The organism is Pseudogulbenkiania subflava DSM 22618, assembly GCF_900177275.1.
GTDB classification, from domain to species: domain Bacteria; phylum Pseudomonadota; class Gammaproteobacteria; order Burkholderiales; family Chromobacteriaceae; genus Pseudogulbenkiania; species Pseudogulbenkiania subflava.
Window position 1 is genome coordinate 237,959 of record NZ_FXAG01000005.1, and the last position, 16,463, is coordinate 254,421.

A 16,463-nucleotide genomic window follows, 5' to 3' on the forward strand; every position below is an offset into this window, starting at 1 on the left:
CACTCCCGGTGGAATGGCGTCGTTGTCCGTTTACCATCACATTTCCCCGCCAATGCCCTGGCCGGCGCGGTGCGGGTTCTCACCGCAGACGGGTGGCCTTTCATCTTCTATCGCGACAGACCGGGATGACATGTCGGCTGCATCGCCTGCGCCCGCTGCTTCTGCCGTGTCGGAGGCAGAAGCAGCGGGCGGCGAGTCAAACGCGGCTTAGCCGGCGCTCTTCGGACAGGGTGTGGTGATGACGTTTGGTTGGTCAAGTGTTAATTTAAACAAACTATTTTTCAAGAAGTAGATTGAACTGTTACAGAATTTATGTACATTATTTTATTAATGCCACTTTGGTAAACATTTGGAAATTGATCAAGCAGTTTTTTTTTGTGGAGCTGTATTGGCGCGATTAGTCGACGAATGGAGTAGAAATGGCCGCCGATCAAAATAAAATGACAAATAAATGTATAAATATTTTCAAAATAGCCATTTTGACTATTTTGCTTGCGCTGGTGCTGCCTGTCTTCGCCGCCGAGAAGACATTACGCGTCCTGGCCTGGCCTGGGTATGCCGATCCCGACGTGGTGAAGGTGTTCGAGGCCCGTTTTCACAGCAAGGTGGAAGTGACGTTTGTCGACTCCGATGAGTCGTTGTGGGACAAAATGCATGCCGGTCATGACAACACGTTCGACGTGGTGGCCGCCAATACTGTTGAAATTCGCCGCTATACCCGTGAAGGGTTGCTGCAACCGCTCGACCTGGCACGTCTGCCCAATACCCGGTTCCAACTCCCGCGCTTTCGCGCACTCTCGTCCATCGGCGGCCTGACCCGGGGTGGCAAGGTTTATGCCATTCCCTTTACCTATTCTGCCATGGGCTTGATTTATGACCGCAAGCAGGTGTCCGTTCCCCCGCGGTCGATGTCCGAATTGTGGAATCCGCGCTATCGAGGAAAAGTGCTGGCCTTCAATAGTGCACAACATAATTTTTCCTTTACGGCGCTGGCTTTGGGGGTGGACAACCCTTTTCAGCTCGATGCCAATCAGATGCGACGCGTGGCGCGGCAATTGATCGCCTTGCGGCGTAATTTGCTGAGCTATTACAGTCTTCCCGAAGAAGCGACCAGATTATTTATTAAACATAAATCGGCCCTGCTTTTTGCCAACTATGGCACGCAGCAACTGACGCAGCTCCATAAGGCCGGGGCGGACGTGGGCTATGTCATTCCGGAAGAGGGGGCGATTGCGTGGCTGGATTGCTGGGCGATGACGAAGGCGGCGCGCGACCCTTCTTTGGCCCTGGCCTGGATTGACTACATGCTGGAGCCGGCCGTCAGCCGGCTGCTGCCCGAGCGCCAGGGGCTGGCGAATACCCTGACCTCGCCACCGGAACTGAGCGATAAATCGCGCATCATCTGGCTCCAGCCGGTGGAGGATGTGGGGCAGCGCGAGGCGCTGTGGGGCAAGATCGTATCCGGTAATCTGCCGGAGAGGTTTTAGCCATGCGCCCGGGCCTGACCGTCAAACTCTCGGTACTGCTCGCCTGCATCGGCATTCTGGCCTCTGGGGTGACGGGCTACTATGCCTATTCCACCAATCAAAGCCTGCTGGTGAACGAGGCGGAGCGGAATCTGCTCACCTCCACCGAATTGCTGAGTCAGCGCTTATCCACCGTGCTGAACGATATTGCGGCGGATGCCCTGACGCTGGCCGACATGCCCTCGTCGGCAAAAGTCGCCGGTCTCGACGATCTTCCCGGCGATGACGCGGCCAAGGAGCGTTTGGCGCAGGTGTTCGGCACGGTCATGCGCCTGCACCCCCAATACGCCCAGGTGAGATTGATCTCCCGCCAGCAGTTTGGCCTCGAACAGATTCGTTTCGATCGGGATGGCGATCGCCTGGTGAGGGTGACCGGGTCTCAGCTGCAGGAGAAAGGGCATTTTCCGTATGTGTTCGAAACCCTGGCGCTGGCTCCTGGGCGTGTCTACGTCTCGCCGATCACAGTCAATCATGAACAGGGCGCTCATTCGGCGGAAGGCGCGCCGACGCTCCGCCTTGCCACGCCGGTCGTGACGCCGGCCGGCTCCGTCGTCGGCGTGGTCGTCATCAATGTGCGGTTGAAGAGTTTGCTCGACGCCGTCCAGTCGGACTTGCCGGCCGGGCACCAGCTGTACCTCACCAACGAGTGGGGCGATTTTCTGGCCCACCCCAACCCTGCCATGACCTTCGGTTTCGATAAGGGTCGGCGTCTGCTGGTGCAGGACAGCTACGAGCAGACCCGGCCGTTGTTCGACAAGACCCGAACCAGTGTGCTGGTGAATGGGTTGGATGATCCGCAGCGGGCAAAGGGGCAGATTCTGGCTTTTGTGCGCACACCGTTTGGGTTGCCGGAAAACCATCAATTCGTCGTGCTTGGCCTGGCCCGCCCCTTGGAGGACGTGCTGCGGGGCGGGAAGTCGCTTGGGGAAAGCACCATTCAGATGGTGCTGGCATTCAGTCTGTTGTCCATCGTGCTGGCGGTGGTGTTTTCACGGGCCTTGACCCGCCCCTTGCAGATGCTCACCCATGCCGCGACGAGCTTTCAGACCCGCCATGCTCTCGAAGCGCTGCCGGTGACGCGCACCGATGAAATCGGGGTGCTGGCGCGCTGCTTCGACCAGATGCGCAAGGAGCTGAAGTCGCACATGGAAAAGATGAGCCAGAATCAGCAAGAGCTGAGGCATCTGGCCCACCACGATTCTCTGACCGGGCTGCCGAACAGGATGCAGTTCTTCCACCAGATCGAGCGTGCCATTGAGGCGGTGGCGGAGAGCGGCCTGCAGTTGGCCGTTCTGTTCATCGACCTCGATCACTTCAAGCAGATCAATGACCAGATGGGCCATGCGGTCGGCGATCAGGTGCTGATTGTCGTGGCGCAGCGCCTGCGCAGCGCCTTGCGTGGCGAGGATGTGGTGGCACGGCTGGGGGGCGACGAGTTCATCGTGCTGATCAAGGGGCCCGGCATTGTCACGGAAGTGCCCGTCATTGCCGCGAAGATCTTGAGCGCCCTCAATGAAGACATCATGACCCATGGCCGCCGGCTGCAGGTGTGCGCCAGCATCGGCATCAGCCTGTTCCCGGATGATGGCGTGACGGCGGAGGAGTTGGTGCTCCGCGCCGACAGCGCCATGTACAAGGCCAAAGTCAACGGGCGCTATACCTTCGCCCGCTATCAGGCGGCGGAATAAGCGCGCGCCCCCGTATGGGGAGAGGGCTTCAGGACTTGACCGGTCTGAGCCAGCTGAAGCGGCTATGCCAGATGCTCGGGGCGCACCGTACCAGGTGCCAGGTGGCCAGCACGTTGGCCGAAGCGGTGATCAGGAGCAGCACCGCGACGCTGTCGAACAGCTTCAGGACCACGGCGCTGGCGATGGCCGAGAACACCATGTAGAAGCCGTTGGTAATGTTGTTGGCGGCGATGGCCTGCGAGCGGAACGCCGCCGGGCTGGCGATCTGCAGCCAGGTATAGAGCGGCACGGTGAAGAAGCCGCCGAAGAAGCCGAGCAGGGCGATGTCGGCAATATGGCGCCAGTTGGCGGGGGCGGCGAGGTAGGCGCCGAGGCCGACCAGTTCACCCTGGTGCAAGGCCAGCGAAGACAGCGCCACGTCACCGCCAGCCACGGTCATGCCGGCGCTGCCGACCAGTACCAGCCCCAACTGCAGCCGCCCCTGCGACAGCTTGGCGCAGGCTACCGAGCCCGCGCCGATGCCGATCGAGAACAGCGCCAGCATCAGCGTGTAGACGTTGGCGTCGCCGCCCAGGTGCTGCTTGGTGAAGGTCGGCAGCTGCGTGGTGTAGATTGCCCCCATCAGCCAGAACCAGGAAATACCGAGGATGGCGCTTCTCACGTCGGTGATGCGCCAGGCCTTGCCGACCAGCTCGACCGAATCCTTCAGCACGTTGGCCGAAAGGGCGAGTTCCGGTGAGGAGGGCGGGGCCGGCGGCATCTGCCGGCTGCAGGCGTAACCGGCCAGCGCGGTGGCGCAGATCATCGTCACGATCAGCCACGGTCCCCCTTGCGTCATCAGGCTGCCGCCGATCTGGCCGATCAGGATGGCGAGGAAGGTGCCCATCTCGATCAGGCCGTTGCCGCCGACCAGTTCCCGCTCGTGCAGGTACTGCGGCAGGATCGAATACTTCAGCGGGCCGAAAAAGGCGGAGTGCACCCCCATCAGGAACAGCGCGGCCAGCAGCAGTCCGGCGGCGTGGCTGAAAAAGCCGACGCCGGCCAACAGCATGATGGCGATTTCCACCAGCTTCACCGCGCGCGCGATGCGTGCCTTGTCTAGCTTCTCCGACAGCTTGCCGGCGGTGGCGGAAAACAGGAAGAACGGCAGGATGAACAGGCCCGCCGCCAGGTTGACCAGCATCGCCGGCGACATGCCGCCGATACTCAGGCCGTGGTAGCTGATCAGCACCACGATGGCGGTTTTCAGCAGGTTGTCGTTGAAGGCGCCGAGAAACTGGGTGCCGAACAGCGGCAGGAAGCGACGGCTGGTGATGAAGGGGAAGCTGGCGATCACGATGGGCGGTACATGAAAGGTGGGTAGCGCATGCTAGCCCATTCCCGTCATGCTGTCAGCAGACAGTCCGTGACCAACCTGAACTTCAAATAGTTTATCGTGTCCATTTAAATTCGAGGGTCGTGTCGGCCGCCCGCTGCAGGCGCGACGGCATGGCCCCACGTTGAAGCCCCATCAGCCAACGGCTTCCGAACGCCCCGTGCTCACGGCGGCATCGTCAGCAACGCTTGGTTTTCCGAATACGCATGTCGTCCGGCCGTTCTCCGCTGCGCCGCTGCCTTGTCAGGCAGCCGTTGTTCCTGGCTGTCTCGCGCCAGGCATCCTGAAGCCTTTGCTGAGCGCTCCCCGCCGCCGCTTTCCCGGTGGTGAGCCATGGCAGTGGCCGTGTTTCAGCAAGCGGTCGCCGGAGGATGCACAATGTTGAAGCAACGACTGCGGACCACTCCGCCGTTCCCTACCGTTCCTGTTCCCGACCCTCCCTCGCCCGACGTCGATGCGCCCGCTACCGTCGGGCGTATCACTGCTCTGCACGAGCTGTTCGAACGCCAGGCCGATCTCCGTGCCAGCGCCACGGCGATCAGGGCCGGTGACGAATGTCTCAGCTATGGCGTGCTCGAGCAGCGCGCCAACCGCCTGGCGCGGTATTTGCGCGCGCATGGTGTCGGCCGTGGTGCGCGCGTCGCCCTGCTGCTGCCGCGCTCGCTCGACGCCTACGTCGCTTTGCTCGCGATACTCAAGGCGGGCGCCGCCTACGTGCCGCTCGATCCCGACTACCCCGCCGAACGGGTGCTGTACATTCTGCGCGACGCGGCCGCCGAGGTGCTGCTGACCTCGACGGCACTGGCGCAACGCTATACGGCCTATGCCGGCACCGTGGTACAGATCGACGCCGAGCGTGCCGCGATCGCCGCGCAAAGCCCGAGACGTCTGCCGGCGGAGATGGTCGGGCTGGAGCCCGCCGACTTGTGTTACATCATCTATACCTCGGGCTCGACCGGTCGCCCCAAGGGGGTGATGATCGAACACCATAGTGCCGTGCACCTGGTGTGCGCCGAGGGGCGGCTGTTTGCGGTAGGCCCCGAGGATCGCGTCTACCAGGGCGCGTCGCTGTGTTTCGACCTATCGGTCGAGGAGGTCTGGCTGGCCCTCTTTGCCGGGGCAGCCCTGGTCAGTGCGCCGTCCACGGTCGCGTGCGGCGGCCCGGATCTGGCCGGCTTCCTCAACCTGCACCGGATCACGGTGCTGTCGTGCGTGCCGACGCTGCTGGCGATGCTGACCGAGGAGGTGCCGACGTTGCGCCTGCTCATCCTGGGCGGTGAGAGCTGCCCGCAGGAACTGGTGGAGCGCTGGGCCGGGCCCGGCCGTCGCGTGGTGAATACTTATGGTCCCACCGAGGCCACCGTGATCGCCACCTACGCCGAGCTCGAGCCCGGTCAGCCGGTGGTGATCGGGCGGCCGCTGCCGGGTTATCGCGTGCATCTGCTGGACGAGGCACAGCGGCCTGTTCCGCACGGTAGCGTTGGCGAAATTTGCATCGGCGGTGTGGGGGTGGCGCGCGGCTACGTCGGGTTGGCCGAAGAAACCGCCAAGCGCTTCGTGAGCGACCCGCTCGCGGCGGGCTCCGCCCGGCTGTACCTCACCGGTGACCTGGGACGCTTCAACGAACACGGCCAGCTCGAGTGTCATGGCCGGGCCGATGCCCAAGTCAAACTGCGCGGTTTCCGTATCGAGCTGAGCGAGATCGAATCGGCGCTGCTGCAGGCCGACGGCATCGTGGCGGCCGCGTGCGCGGTGCGCGAAGACCCGCCCGGCGTGCAGCAGTTGGTCGGCTACGTGGTGCCCTGCGCCGATGGCACTATCAATGAGACCGGGCTGCGCGGTGCGTTGCGCCAGCAACTGCCGGCCTATATGGTGCCGGCGCTGATCGAAACCTTGAGCGAATTACCGCGCCAGCCGTGCGGTAAGCTAGACCGTTCGGCGCTGCCGCCGCCGCGCGTGCGCAGCCGGCCTCCCCAGGCCGCCATGGGGCGGCCGCGCAACGCCACCGAACAGCGCCTGGCGCAGGTCTGGGAAAGCCTGTTCCGGCCGCTGCCGGTCGGTGTCGACGACGACTTCTTCCGCGACCTCGGTGGCCACTCGCTGCTGGCGGCACGGGCCGTGTCGGCCTTGCGCCAGGAGGCGCGTTTTGCGCGGGTCTCGGTGGCCGACATCTATCGTTATCCCACCATCGCCGCGCTCGCCGCCATGCTCGATACGGCCGATCCGGGAACGCCTGCGGAGGAGGTCACGCCATCCCCCGCCAAGGCGGCGCGCGGTGCCGGGGCGCGGCACTTCCTGGCCGGCCTGCTGCAGTCGGGCGGACTCTATTTCCACTTTGGCCTGGGGGTGCTGCAATGGGTGGCGCCGTATCTGGTGTATTTCTTTTTGCAAGAGGATGGCTACCCGGTCACGCAGTCGGTGGGCTGGGCTGCCGTCGCGGTGGTGGCGATGTATCCGCTGCTGCTCGTGGTCGCCATTGCAGCCAAGTGGCTGCTGCTGGGACGGATACGGCCCGGCCGTCACCGCCTGTGGGGCGCTTACTATCTGCGCTGGTGGTTTGCCCAGGGCTTGATCGGTGCCATGCCATTCAGCCACCTCGCCGGCACGCCGTTGCTGCCGCTGGTGTATCGACTGCTGGGGGTGCGCATCGGGCAGGATGTCTACCTTGGCAGCGACGAACTGGCCGCCTTCGACCTGATCTCGATTGGTGACGGCGCCAGCATCGACGATCACGCCTCGCTGCTCGGCTGCTCGGTCGAGGGCGACGAGCTGGTGATCGGCTCGGTCCGTGTCGGGCGCGGCTGCTTCGTCGGTTCGCGCGCGGTGCTGCGCGAGAACACCGTGATGGAGGATGGCGCCCGGCTGGAGGACCTGTCCCTGCTTCCGGAAGGGGGGCGCATCCCGGACGGCCAAACCTGGACGGGGTCGCCGGCTCGTCGGTCGCCATCGCCGGCGCGGTCACAGCCGGCCCCGGCCAGCGGCGCTTGGCACCATGCCGTGCAAGGGTTGCTCTACGCCGCGCTGGTGTTGATCCTACCGTTCGTCATGTTCCTTGCCATCGTGCCGGGCATGGCGATTCTCATCGGGATCGACCCCTTCGAGCAGCCGCTGCGCTATCTGGCCGCGACCCCGCTGGTCGGCGCCTCCTTCGTGCTGCTGCTGAGCATCGAGGTTGTCCTGCTCAAATGGTTGCTGCTCGGCCGGGTGCAGCCCGGCACCTATCCGTTGCATGGCAGCTTCTACCTGCGGCACTGGATCATCGACCAACTGATGGCATTGAGCCTCGGCCTGATCGGGCCGCTGCACGCCACGCTCTACGTGGCGCCATGGTACCGGGCTCTCGGTGCCAGGATCGGCCGCCGGGTCGAATTGTCCACGGCCAGCTCGACCATGCCTGATCTGCTGCGGCTGGATGACGGCAGTACCGTCGCCGACGAGGTTTCGCTCGGTCCGCCGCATATCGAAGGCGGCACGATCCGGCTGGGGCAAACCCATCTTGGGCGGCGCGCGTTCCTCGGCAATAGCGCTGTGGTGCCGGGCGGCGTGACGCTCGGCGACAACTCGCTGGTCGGGGTGTTGTCGATCTCTCCGCCGCAGCCCGAACAGGCCGCCGAACGTGGGGCCTCGTGGCTCGGCTCGCCGCCGCTCCGCCTGCCGCGGCGGGAGCCCAGCGCAGACTTCTCCGAACAGCGCACCTACGACCCGCCGACCTGGCTGCGGTGGTCGCGCGCCACCTTCGAAATACTGCGCGTCACGCTGCCGCCGGCAGGCTTCATCCTGGTCACCGTCAGCGTCGTCACCTCGATGCTGCTGCTGCGCGCTCGTGTCGGCCTTGCGGCGGCGCTGCTGTGCCTCCCGCTTGTCTACATGGCTTGCTGCGCCATGGTGATCGGCATGGTGGCAGTGGCGAAATGGACCATCATGGGGCGCTTCCGGCCATTCGTGCATCCCCTGTGGAGCCTGTTCGTCTGGCGCCTGGAGCTGGTCAACGCGCTCTACGAGTTCCTGGCGACGCCGCTCGCCCTGGCTATGCTGCGCGGCACACCCTTGCTGCCCTGGTACCTGCGCCTGCTCGGGGTGCATATCGGGCGGCGCGTCTACCTGTCGACCACCGGCTTCCTCGAATTTGACCTGGTCCACTTGGGCGACCAGGTAGCGCTGAACGAGGATTGCGTGATGCAGACCCACCTGTTCGAGGACAGGATGCTGAAAGCCTCCACGTTGTGGGTCGGCGCGAAGGCCGAGGTGGGCGCCTACTCGGTCGTGCTGTACGACTCGGTGATGGGGGCAGGGGCGCGACTCGATGCCCTGTCGCTGCTGATGAAGGGGGAAACGCTTCAGGCCGGTACCGCCTGGACGGGGATTCCCGCTGCGTGGCGCGGCGCTGCGCCTGAAGCGCCGAGTGACGAGGCGCGTGCGTGCCAGCGGGACGGGTGATGCCCTGGCTGCGATGGTTATAGCGGATTGGCCGTGGAGTGGGTGTGTCGGCCAGCAAGGCGGGTTATGCCGGCGAGGCGGCTGGGGCATGCGCGCCGAAGCCGGAGGAGGGCGTGGCGGTTCGGTCAGCGCGGAGGCGGCTCCGCGTTGGGGTCGTCCTTGTCGCTGGCGGTGGGGCGATCGTCGTCCATCAGGATGCGGTGTCCCGGGCCTTCCAAATCGTCGAACTGTCCGGTGCGGGTGGCCATCCAGAAAATGAAGCCGATCACGAAGGCCAGTACCAGGCTTAGCGGGATCAGTAGGTAGAGACTTTCCATCAGTTCATCCGTTTCAATCGTCGGCCATCATGGCTGCTGCACATGAGAGGGGGCCGGGCGGGAAATCCCTGCCGGGCGTGCTTCTTCCGTCACCGCAGCGGTGCGTCTTATGCCGACCAGGCGCAGCGCATTGCCCACGACCAGCAGCGAGCTGCTGGCCATGCCGAGGCTGGCCAGCCATGGCGTGACGTGGCCGGCCATGGCCAGCGGCAGTGCGACGATATTGTACAACACCGCCCAGACCAGGTTCTGCCGGATGATGGCGAGGGTTTTCCTGGCGAGCGTGACGGCTGCGGGGACCAGTGCCAGGCTGTCGTTGATCAGCACCATGTCGCCGCTGGCGCGGGCGACGTCGGTGCCGCTACCCATGGCCATCGACACGTCGGCGCGCGCCAGCACCGGGGCGTCGTTGATGCCGTCGCCGACCATCAATACCCGGGCGCCGCGCTGCTGCAGTGCGCTGACGTAGGCCAGCTTGTCTTCCGGGGTGGCGCGGGCGCGGAACTGGCGGATGCCGGCGTCTTCGGCCAACCTTTGCACCGCCTCGTGCTCGTCGCCGCTCAGGAGGTGGACGGCGAGCCCCTGTCGGGTCAGCGCCGCGACGGCGGCGGCGCTGTCGTCGCGCCGGGTGTCTCCGATGGCGAACAGGGCCGCCCAGCCCTGGCGCGACCCCAGCGCAATCCGGGTGTGACCGCGCTGCCAGTCGGCGAGACCGGGCGGCAGCGGCCCGGCGAGTTCGGCAACGAAGTCACTGCGCCCCAGGCGCCAGGTCTCGCCGTCGATCGTGCCTTCAATGCCGCTGCCGGGAACGTTGCGCACCGCATGGGCGGCGGGGTGTGCCGCCGGTGCTGCCGCCAACAGGGCGCGGGCAATCGGGTGCTCCGAACCCGCCTCGAGTGCCGCGGCCAGCGCGAGTACGTCCTCGCGGTCGCCACAACGATGGGTTTCCACCAGGCGCATGTCGCCGTGGGTCAGGGTGCCGGTCTTGTCGAACACCACATCGCTGACCTTGGCCAGGGTTTCCAGCGCGTGGCCGCGCGTGGTCAGCACCCCGAGCCCGGCGAGATGGCCGCTGGCGGCGGTGAGCGCCGCCGGCGTGGCCAGCGACAGGGCGCAGGGGCAGGAAATCACCAGCACCGCCACGGTAATCCACAACGCCCGTTCCGGGTCGATAAAGTGCCAGCCAAGGTAGGTGGCCAGTGCCGCCAGCAGCAGCGCGGCGACGAAGCCGCTGGCGAAACGGTCGGCCAGCTGTGCCAGCCGCGGCTTTTCCGCCAGCGCCTGATCCAGCAGGCGCACGATGCCGGCCAGCCGGGTGCCTTGCCCGGCCTGGCTGATGCGCACGGTCAACGGGCTCTCCAGGTTGACGCTGCCGGCGATCACGGTCGAATCCACCGTTTTGCCGACGGGTCGGCTCTCGCCGGTGAGCAGCGATTCATTGGCCGCGCTGTGGCCAGCCAGCACCACGCCATCGGCGGGGATGGTCTCGCCCGGCTTGACCAGCAGGACGTCGCCGGCAGCCAGCTGACTCACCGGCACCTCGTGCGCCACCGCCTCGTCCGGCCAGCCGGCGAGGCGGTGGGCAAAGGCCGGAACCAATTTCACCAGGCTTTCCGCCGCTTCCCCAGCCTTGCGCCGCGCCATGCCTTCGAGATAACGTCCGCCCAGCAGCAGGAACACGAACATCGATACCGAGTCGAAGTAAATACCGTGCTCCACCTTGTTGATGAGCGCCCAGGTGCTGGCACCGAAGGCAGTCAGGATGCCGATGGTGACCGGCGTGTCCATGCCGACGCGGCGCGTGGTGATGTCGCGCCAGGTGGCGCGGTAGAACGGCAGCGCCGAATAGGCGATCACCGGCAGCGTCAGCAACAGGTTGGCCCAGTGCAGCATCCACAGGAAATCGGGGTCGATCTCGCCGTCCGGCGCCAGGTAGACCGGTACCGCGTACATCATCACCTGCATCATCGACAAACCGGCGACCCACAGCCGGGTCAGTGCCTGCTTGCGTTCTTTTTGATGCAGCGCCTCCTGGCGCGCGGCATCGTAGGGGTGGGCCCGATAGCCGATGGCGGCGATGGCCTCGAGAATTTGCGACAGTTTCAGGCGTGCATTGTCCCAGCGTACCCGGGCGCGGTGGCTGCTGTAGTTGATGTCGACCGAGATCACGCCAGGCAGGTGCATCAGGTGCTGTTCATTGAGCCAGACGCAGGCCGCACAGGTGATGCCTTCCAGGATCAGCGCGGCTTCGCGCACACTGTCCGCCGTGATATGGACGAAGCTCTGCTGCAGTTCGTCGGAGTCGTACAGGCGGATGCGCTCGAGCACTTCCAGCGGCAACGGCTCCGCTTGCCCCGCACCCTGGGTGCGGTGGGTGTAATAGCCGTCGAGACCGGAATCGATGATGGTCTGCGCCACGGCCTGGCAGCCGGCACAGCAGGTGGATTCGGTTCTTTCCCGATAGCGCACCGGAAAGGAAGCGCCCTCCGGAACCGGAAGGCCGCAGTGGAAACAGTCGTCACTCATGGCGTGCTATTGTAATCAAATGAGGATTGCCGCGCTTGAGCGAGCGCAAAGTCCGACGAGGTAAACGATCATGTCTATGCAGGCAGTAATACAAAGCCGGCCGGGTGGCCGGGAAACTCTGGAACTGGGAATCGTCGAGAAGCCCGTGCTTGGCGACGGACAACTCCTGGTCAGGGTGTTGGCGGCCGGGGTGAACCGGGCCGACGTGGTGCAGCGCGAGGGGCAGTATCCTCCGCCGCCCGGAGCATCCGCCATCCTCGGACTGGAAGTGGCCGGGGTGGTGGAGGCGGTATCCGGGCCTTCCCGTTTCCAGCCGGGAGACGCGGTGTTCGGGCTGGTGGAGGGGGGCGGCTATGCCGAATACGTGGTGCTGGACAGCGAATTGGCCATTCCCAAACCGGACAGCATGTCGTGGGTGGAGGCCGCCAGCCTGCCGGAGGCCTGGATGACGGCCTGGCTCAACCTGGTCGAGGTCGGCAGGTTGGCCGAAGGCCAGGCGCTGCTGGTGCACGCCGGGGCGAGCGGCGTGGGCGCGGCGGCGATCCAGCTCGCGCGGCTGCTGGGAGCCCGGGTGTGGGCGACGGCAGGGAGCGAGGAGAAGCTGGAGTATTGCTATAACCTCGGTGCCGACGAAGCCTTCAACGCCCGCCAGGAGGCCGACTTCGGCGCCAAGGTCAAGGCTTGGGGCGGGGCGGATGTGATCCTCGATCCGGTTGGCGGCACCTACCTGGAGCAGAACCTGAGCTGCCTCAACTTGGACGGACGGCTGGTGCTGATCGGGGTCATGGGCGGCGGACGCTCGGAGATCAACCTGGGACGGTTGCTGGTCAAGCGCCAGTCCCTGATCGGCTCGACCCTGCGCAGCCAGCCCGAGGCGGTCAAGGCGCGGTTGGCGCGGGCACTGGAAACCGAGATACTGCCTGCGCTGCGGCAAGGGGTGATCCGGCTGACGCTGGATTCCACCTATCCGCTCGCTGCAGTGGCCGAGGCGCACGAGGCGATGGAAGGCAACCTCAACCTCGGCAAGATCGTGCTGACGCTGTTCCCTGTCACTGCCGCGTCATAATCGTGCGCTAGACTGCGTCTCGCGTCGGGGCATGAAAGCCACGAGCACTTCTTTCGTACGGATTGGGATTGCGGGCGGCCGCTGAGCCGCCCTTTTTTTATCCCTCTTGCGTTTCGCGCAGGGGCGACAGGGCCTCGATCAGCGCGACTTCCTGAGCAAAGCTGAGGGCTTTCATGCGTTCCAGCAACGATTGCGCATCGACCTCCAGCTTGCGGTCGAGTTCGTCATGAACCAGGCGCGCCTCCACGGCCAGCCACACACCGCGGCATGAGGCGGCAGACTCGAAGTGGATGTCGCGCAGCACCTCGGCGATCAGGTGCAACTCGTTGTCGGAAAACTTCCGCGACAGCGCCGCCTGTTCGCGGTGGATGATTTCGGCGTAGCGATCCAGCATCTCCCGGGTGCGGGCATCGTCCGGCAGCGGCTGGCTGTCGGCATCCATCACCACTGCTTTCTCGCCTTTAAACCAGGCATCCATCAGCGGCTTGAGCTGCGGAATATCCTCCTGCCACAGCTGCTGCAGTGCTGCGCGGAAACGCTCTCCACGGCTGAACGACAACTCGGCGAACGGCATGTCCGGTGGCGTGGTGCTGCGCAGCGGGCAGCCGGCCACCAACGGAGCGCCGTCATCGCCTTGCGTGGCCTCGCCGCGCCACGCTGCCTCGTCGCCCGTGGCCAGATTGTCGACCAGGATCTCCACGTAGGGCAGGGGTGTGTCCGCGCCTTCGTCTTCTGTCACGAAACGCAGGGTGATGTCGAACAGGGCGTGTTTCGGCACATCCAGAATCTGCATGCCGTTGCCGCGTCCGACCAGCACGAAACTGTCGCCGCTGTCGTAGACGGCCACGCCGGCGTCGTCCTTGGCTGGGTGCACCAGCGTGCCAGACAGCTCTTCAGCCAACTCGTTGAGGTCGTTCTTGTCCCCGGTATAGCCGGTACGATAGCCCGCATGCTCGTGCCACAACGCATCCCAGTCGTACATTTTCCTGCTCCTTGTTCGTTTTGCTCTGGAGTGTAGCCAAAACCATGCCGAAAGTCGTGCCTGGCCCTGTGAGAACAGGCCGATATCGTGCTAGAATCTTGTGATTTTTCCGTTCCCGTCCAAAGACATGACCCGACAGATTCGCAACATCGCCATTATTGCTCACGTTGACCACGGCAAAACCACGCTGGTCGACCAACTCCTGCGTCAAGCTGGTACCTTCCGCGAAAACCAGCAGGTGGTCGAGCGCGTGATGGATAGCAACGACCTCGAAAAAGAACGCGGCATCACCATTCTGGCCAAGAACACCGCGATCAACTACGAAGGCGTCCACATCAACATCGTCGACACCCCGGGGCACGCCGATTTCGGCGGTGAAGTCGAACGCGTACTGGGCATGGTGGACGGTGTAGTACTGCTGGTTGACGCCGTCGAAGGCCCGATGCCGCAAACCCGCTTCGTGACCAAGAAGGCCCTGGCGCTCGGCCTGCGTCCGATCGTGGTCATCAACAAGATCGACCGTCCGGGCGCCCGTCCGGACTGGGTGGTCGACCAGACGTTCGACCTGTTCGACAAGCTGGGCGCCACCGATGAGCAGCTCGACTTTCCGATCATCTACGCCTCGGGTCTGGCCGGTTTTGCCAAGTACGAGCTGGAAGACGAATCCGACAACATGCGCCCGCTGTTCGAGACCGTACTGAAGCACGTGCCGGTCCCCGCAGGCGATCCGGATGCTCCGCTGCAACTGCAGATCTCGGCACTGGATTACTCCACCTATACCGGTCGCCTCGGCCTGGGTCGCGTGCTGAACGGCCGCATCAAGCCGGGTCAGGTCGTCGTGGTGATGAACCACGAAGAGCAGACCGCTCAAGGCCGCATCAACCAGGTACTGGGCTTCAAGGGTCTGGAACGTGTCGAAGTGCCGGAAGCCGAAGCCGGTGACATCGTCATCATTTCCGGTCTGGAAGACATCGGTATCGGTGTGACCATTTGCGATCGCGACGCCCCGGTTGGCCTGCCGGTCTTGGGTGTGGACGAGCCGACCCTGACCATGGACTTCATGGTCAATACCTCGCCGCTGGCCGGCACCGAAGGCAAGTTCGTGACCTCGCGCCAGATTCGCGATCGTCTGACCAAAGAACTGCTGACCAACGTCGCGCTGCGCGTGGAAGACACCGAAGACGCCGACATCTTCCGCGTCTCCGGTCGTGGTGAACTGCACCTGACCATCCTGCTGGAAAACATGCGCCGCGAAGGCTTCGAAATGGCCGTCGGCAAACCGCGTGTAGTGTTCAAGGACATCAACGGCGAGAAGTGCGAGCCGTATGAGAACCTGACCATCGACCTGGAAGATGGCCACCAGGGCGCCGTGATGGAAGAACTGGGTCGCCGCCGTGGCGAGCTGACCAACATGGAGTCGGATGGCCAGGGTCGTACCCGCCTCGAGTATCACATCCCGGCGCGTGGCCTGATCGGTTTCCAGGGCGACTTCCTGACCATGACCCGCGGTACCGGCCTGATGTCGCACGTGTTCGACGACTACGCCCCGGTCAAGCCGGACATGCCGGGCCGTCACAACGGCGTGCTGATCTCGCAGGACAACGGCGAAGCCGTGGCCTACGCACTGTGGAACCTGGAAGACCGCGGCCGCATGTTCGTCAGCCCGGGCGACAAGCTGTACGAAGGCATGATCATCGGTATCCACAGCCGCGACAACGACCTGGTGGTGAACCCGCTCAAGGGCAAGAAGCTGACCAACGTGCGCGCCTCCGGTACCGACGAAGCGGTACGCCTGACCACCCCGATCAAGCTGACGCTGGAATCCGCCGTGGAATTCATCGACGACGACGAAATCGTCGAAATCACCCCGCAGACCATCCGCCTCCGCAAGCGCTACCTGCAAGAGCACGAACGCCGTCGCATGTCCAAGGCGTAAGCGCTGTCGCGCCCGCATCAAAAAAGCACCCTACGGGGTGCTTTTTTTTTGTTTGTAGGACGGGGAGGGGAGAGGCGGCTCAGCCTCCGCTCCGTTTGACCCGCCAGCCTCGTGCCTCGAGCGCGCTGGTCACCCGTTCGACGTGATCGCCTTGTATCTCGATCACGCCATCCTTCAGCGTGCCTCCCGAACTGCACGCTTGCCTCAACTGTTTGGCAAAGCTGGCCAATGCCGCCGGCTCCAGCGGGACGCCGGTCACCACCGTCACCCCCTTGCCGTTGCGCCCCTTGGTTTCACGCCGGATACGCACCACGCCATCGGAAGGTGGAGTCATTTCGGCTGTACGACATGTGCAGTGGTCCATGGGTTGTCGACAGACAGGACACATCCGTCCGTGTTCGGTCGAATAGACCAGTCCACCAGTGCCTTTGTTTTTCATAGGGCTCTCATCGTAGTGTGGGTCTGTAAGGGGGGCAGGTTTGAACAATCGGCGACATTATAGTCGGGTTGAAGAGGGGGTATGACCGGGATGAAGCCGAATTTCCCCCATGCAACATCATAACCAGTTGATATTGTTTGGTTGTTGTCGCCAGATATGACAACGTGGCAT

Annotated in this window: 10 protein-coding genes; 5 read left to right on the plus strand and 5 right to left on the minus strand. The window is 64.3% G+C overall.

Annotated elements, in window-relative coordinates; translation table 11 throughout:
• Positions 1-419: 419 nt before the first annotated feature.
• Complete coding sequence (locus B9N72_RS07100; protein WP_234985904.1) at positions 420-1,487, plus strand: extracellular solute-binding protein; 1,068 nt, start codon at positions 420-422, stop codon at positions 1,485-1,487.
• Between the two features lie 2 nt (positions 1,488-1,489).
• Entirely contained in the window at positions 1,490-3,214 is a 1,725-nt protein-coding gene (locus B9N72_RS07105; RefSeq protein WP_085275724.1) for a diguanylate cyclase domain-containing protein, read from the plus strand.
• Between the two features lie 28 nt (positions 3,215-3,242).
• Here the strand turns inward: B9N72_RS07105 and B9N72_RS07110 are convergent, their stop codons facing one another.
• On the minus strand, positions 3,243-4,550 hold the full coding sequence (locus tag B9N72_RS07110) for an MFS transporter (RefSeq protein WP_085275725.1): 1,308 nt from the start codon (positions 4,548-4,550) through the stop codon (positions 3,243-3,245).
• A 417-nt stretch (positions 4,551-4,967) separates the two neighbouring features.
• Here B9N72_RS07110 and B9N72_RS07115 point away from each other — a divergent pair, with 417 nt between their 5' ends.
• Positions 4,968-9,026 carry a Pls/PosA family non-ribosomal peptide synthetase gene (locus B9N72_RS07115; protein ID WP_159453024.1) on the plus strand — a complete coding sequence of 1,353 codons (4,059 nt, stop codon included), beginning with the start codon at positions 4,968-4,970 and terminating at the stop codon, positions 9,024-9,026.
• A 125-nt stretch (positions 9,027-9,151) separates the two neighbouring features.
• Here the strand turns inward: B9N72_RS07115 and ccoS are convergent, their stop codons facing one another.
• Entirely contained in the window at positions 9,152-9,343 is a 192-nt protein-coding gene (ccoS, locus tag B9N72_RS07120; protein ID WP_085275727.1) for a cbb3-type cytochrome oxidase assembly protein CcoS, read from the minus strand.
• Between the two features lie 27 nt (positions 9,344-9,370).
• Positions 9,371-11,869, minus strand: a complete 2,499-nt coding sequence (locus B9N72_RS07125) for a heavy metal translocating P-type ATPase (protein WP_085275728.1) — start codon at positions 11,867-11,869, stop codon at positions 9,371-9,373.
• 70 nt (positions 11,870-11,939) lie between these two features.
• On the opposite strand from B9N72_RS07125, the gene B9N72_RS07130 reads away from it, so the two are divergent.
• Positions 11,940-12,935: an NAD(P)H-quinone oxidoreductase gene (locus tag B9N72_RS07130; RefSeq protein ID WP_085275729.1), complete on the plus strand. Its 996-nt coding sequence runs from the start codon at positions 11,940-11,942 to the stop codon at positions 12,933-12,935.
• A gap of 97 nt (positions 12,936-13,032) precedes the next feature.
• Here B9N72_RS07130 and B9N72_RS07135 read toward each other — a convergent pair whose 3' ends face one another.
• Positions 13,033-13,917, minus strand: coding sequence for a hypothetical protein (locus B9N72_RS07135; protein ID WP_085275730.1), 885 nt, complete (start codon positions 13,915-13,917; stop codon positions 13,033-13,035).
• A 127-nt stretch (positions 13,918-14,044) separates the two neighbouring features.
• Between B9N72_RS07135 and typA the strand changes: the two genes are divergently transcribed.
• A complete protein-coding gene (gene typA / locus B9N72_RS07140; protein ID WP_085275731.1) occupies positions 14,045-15,853 on the plus strand; it encodes a translational GTPase TypA in 1,809 nt (602 codons plus the stop codon).
• Positions 15,854-15,932: 79 nt separating this feature from the next.
• On the opposite strand, the gene B9N72_RS07145 is transcribed toward typA, so the two are convergent.
• Positions 15,933-16,292, minus strand: coding sequence for a translation initiation factor Sui1 (locus B9N72_RS07145; RefSeq protein WP_085275732.1), 360 nt, complete (start codon positions 16,290-16,292; stop codon positions 15,933-15,935).
• Between the last annotated feature and the right edge of the window lie 171 nt (positions 16,293-16,463).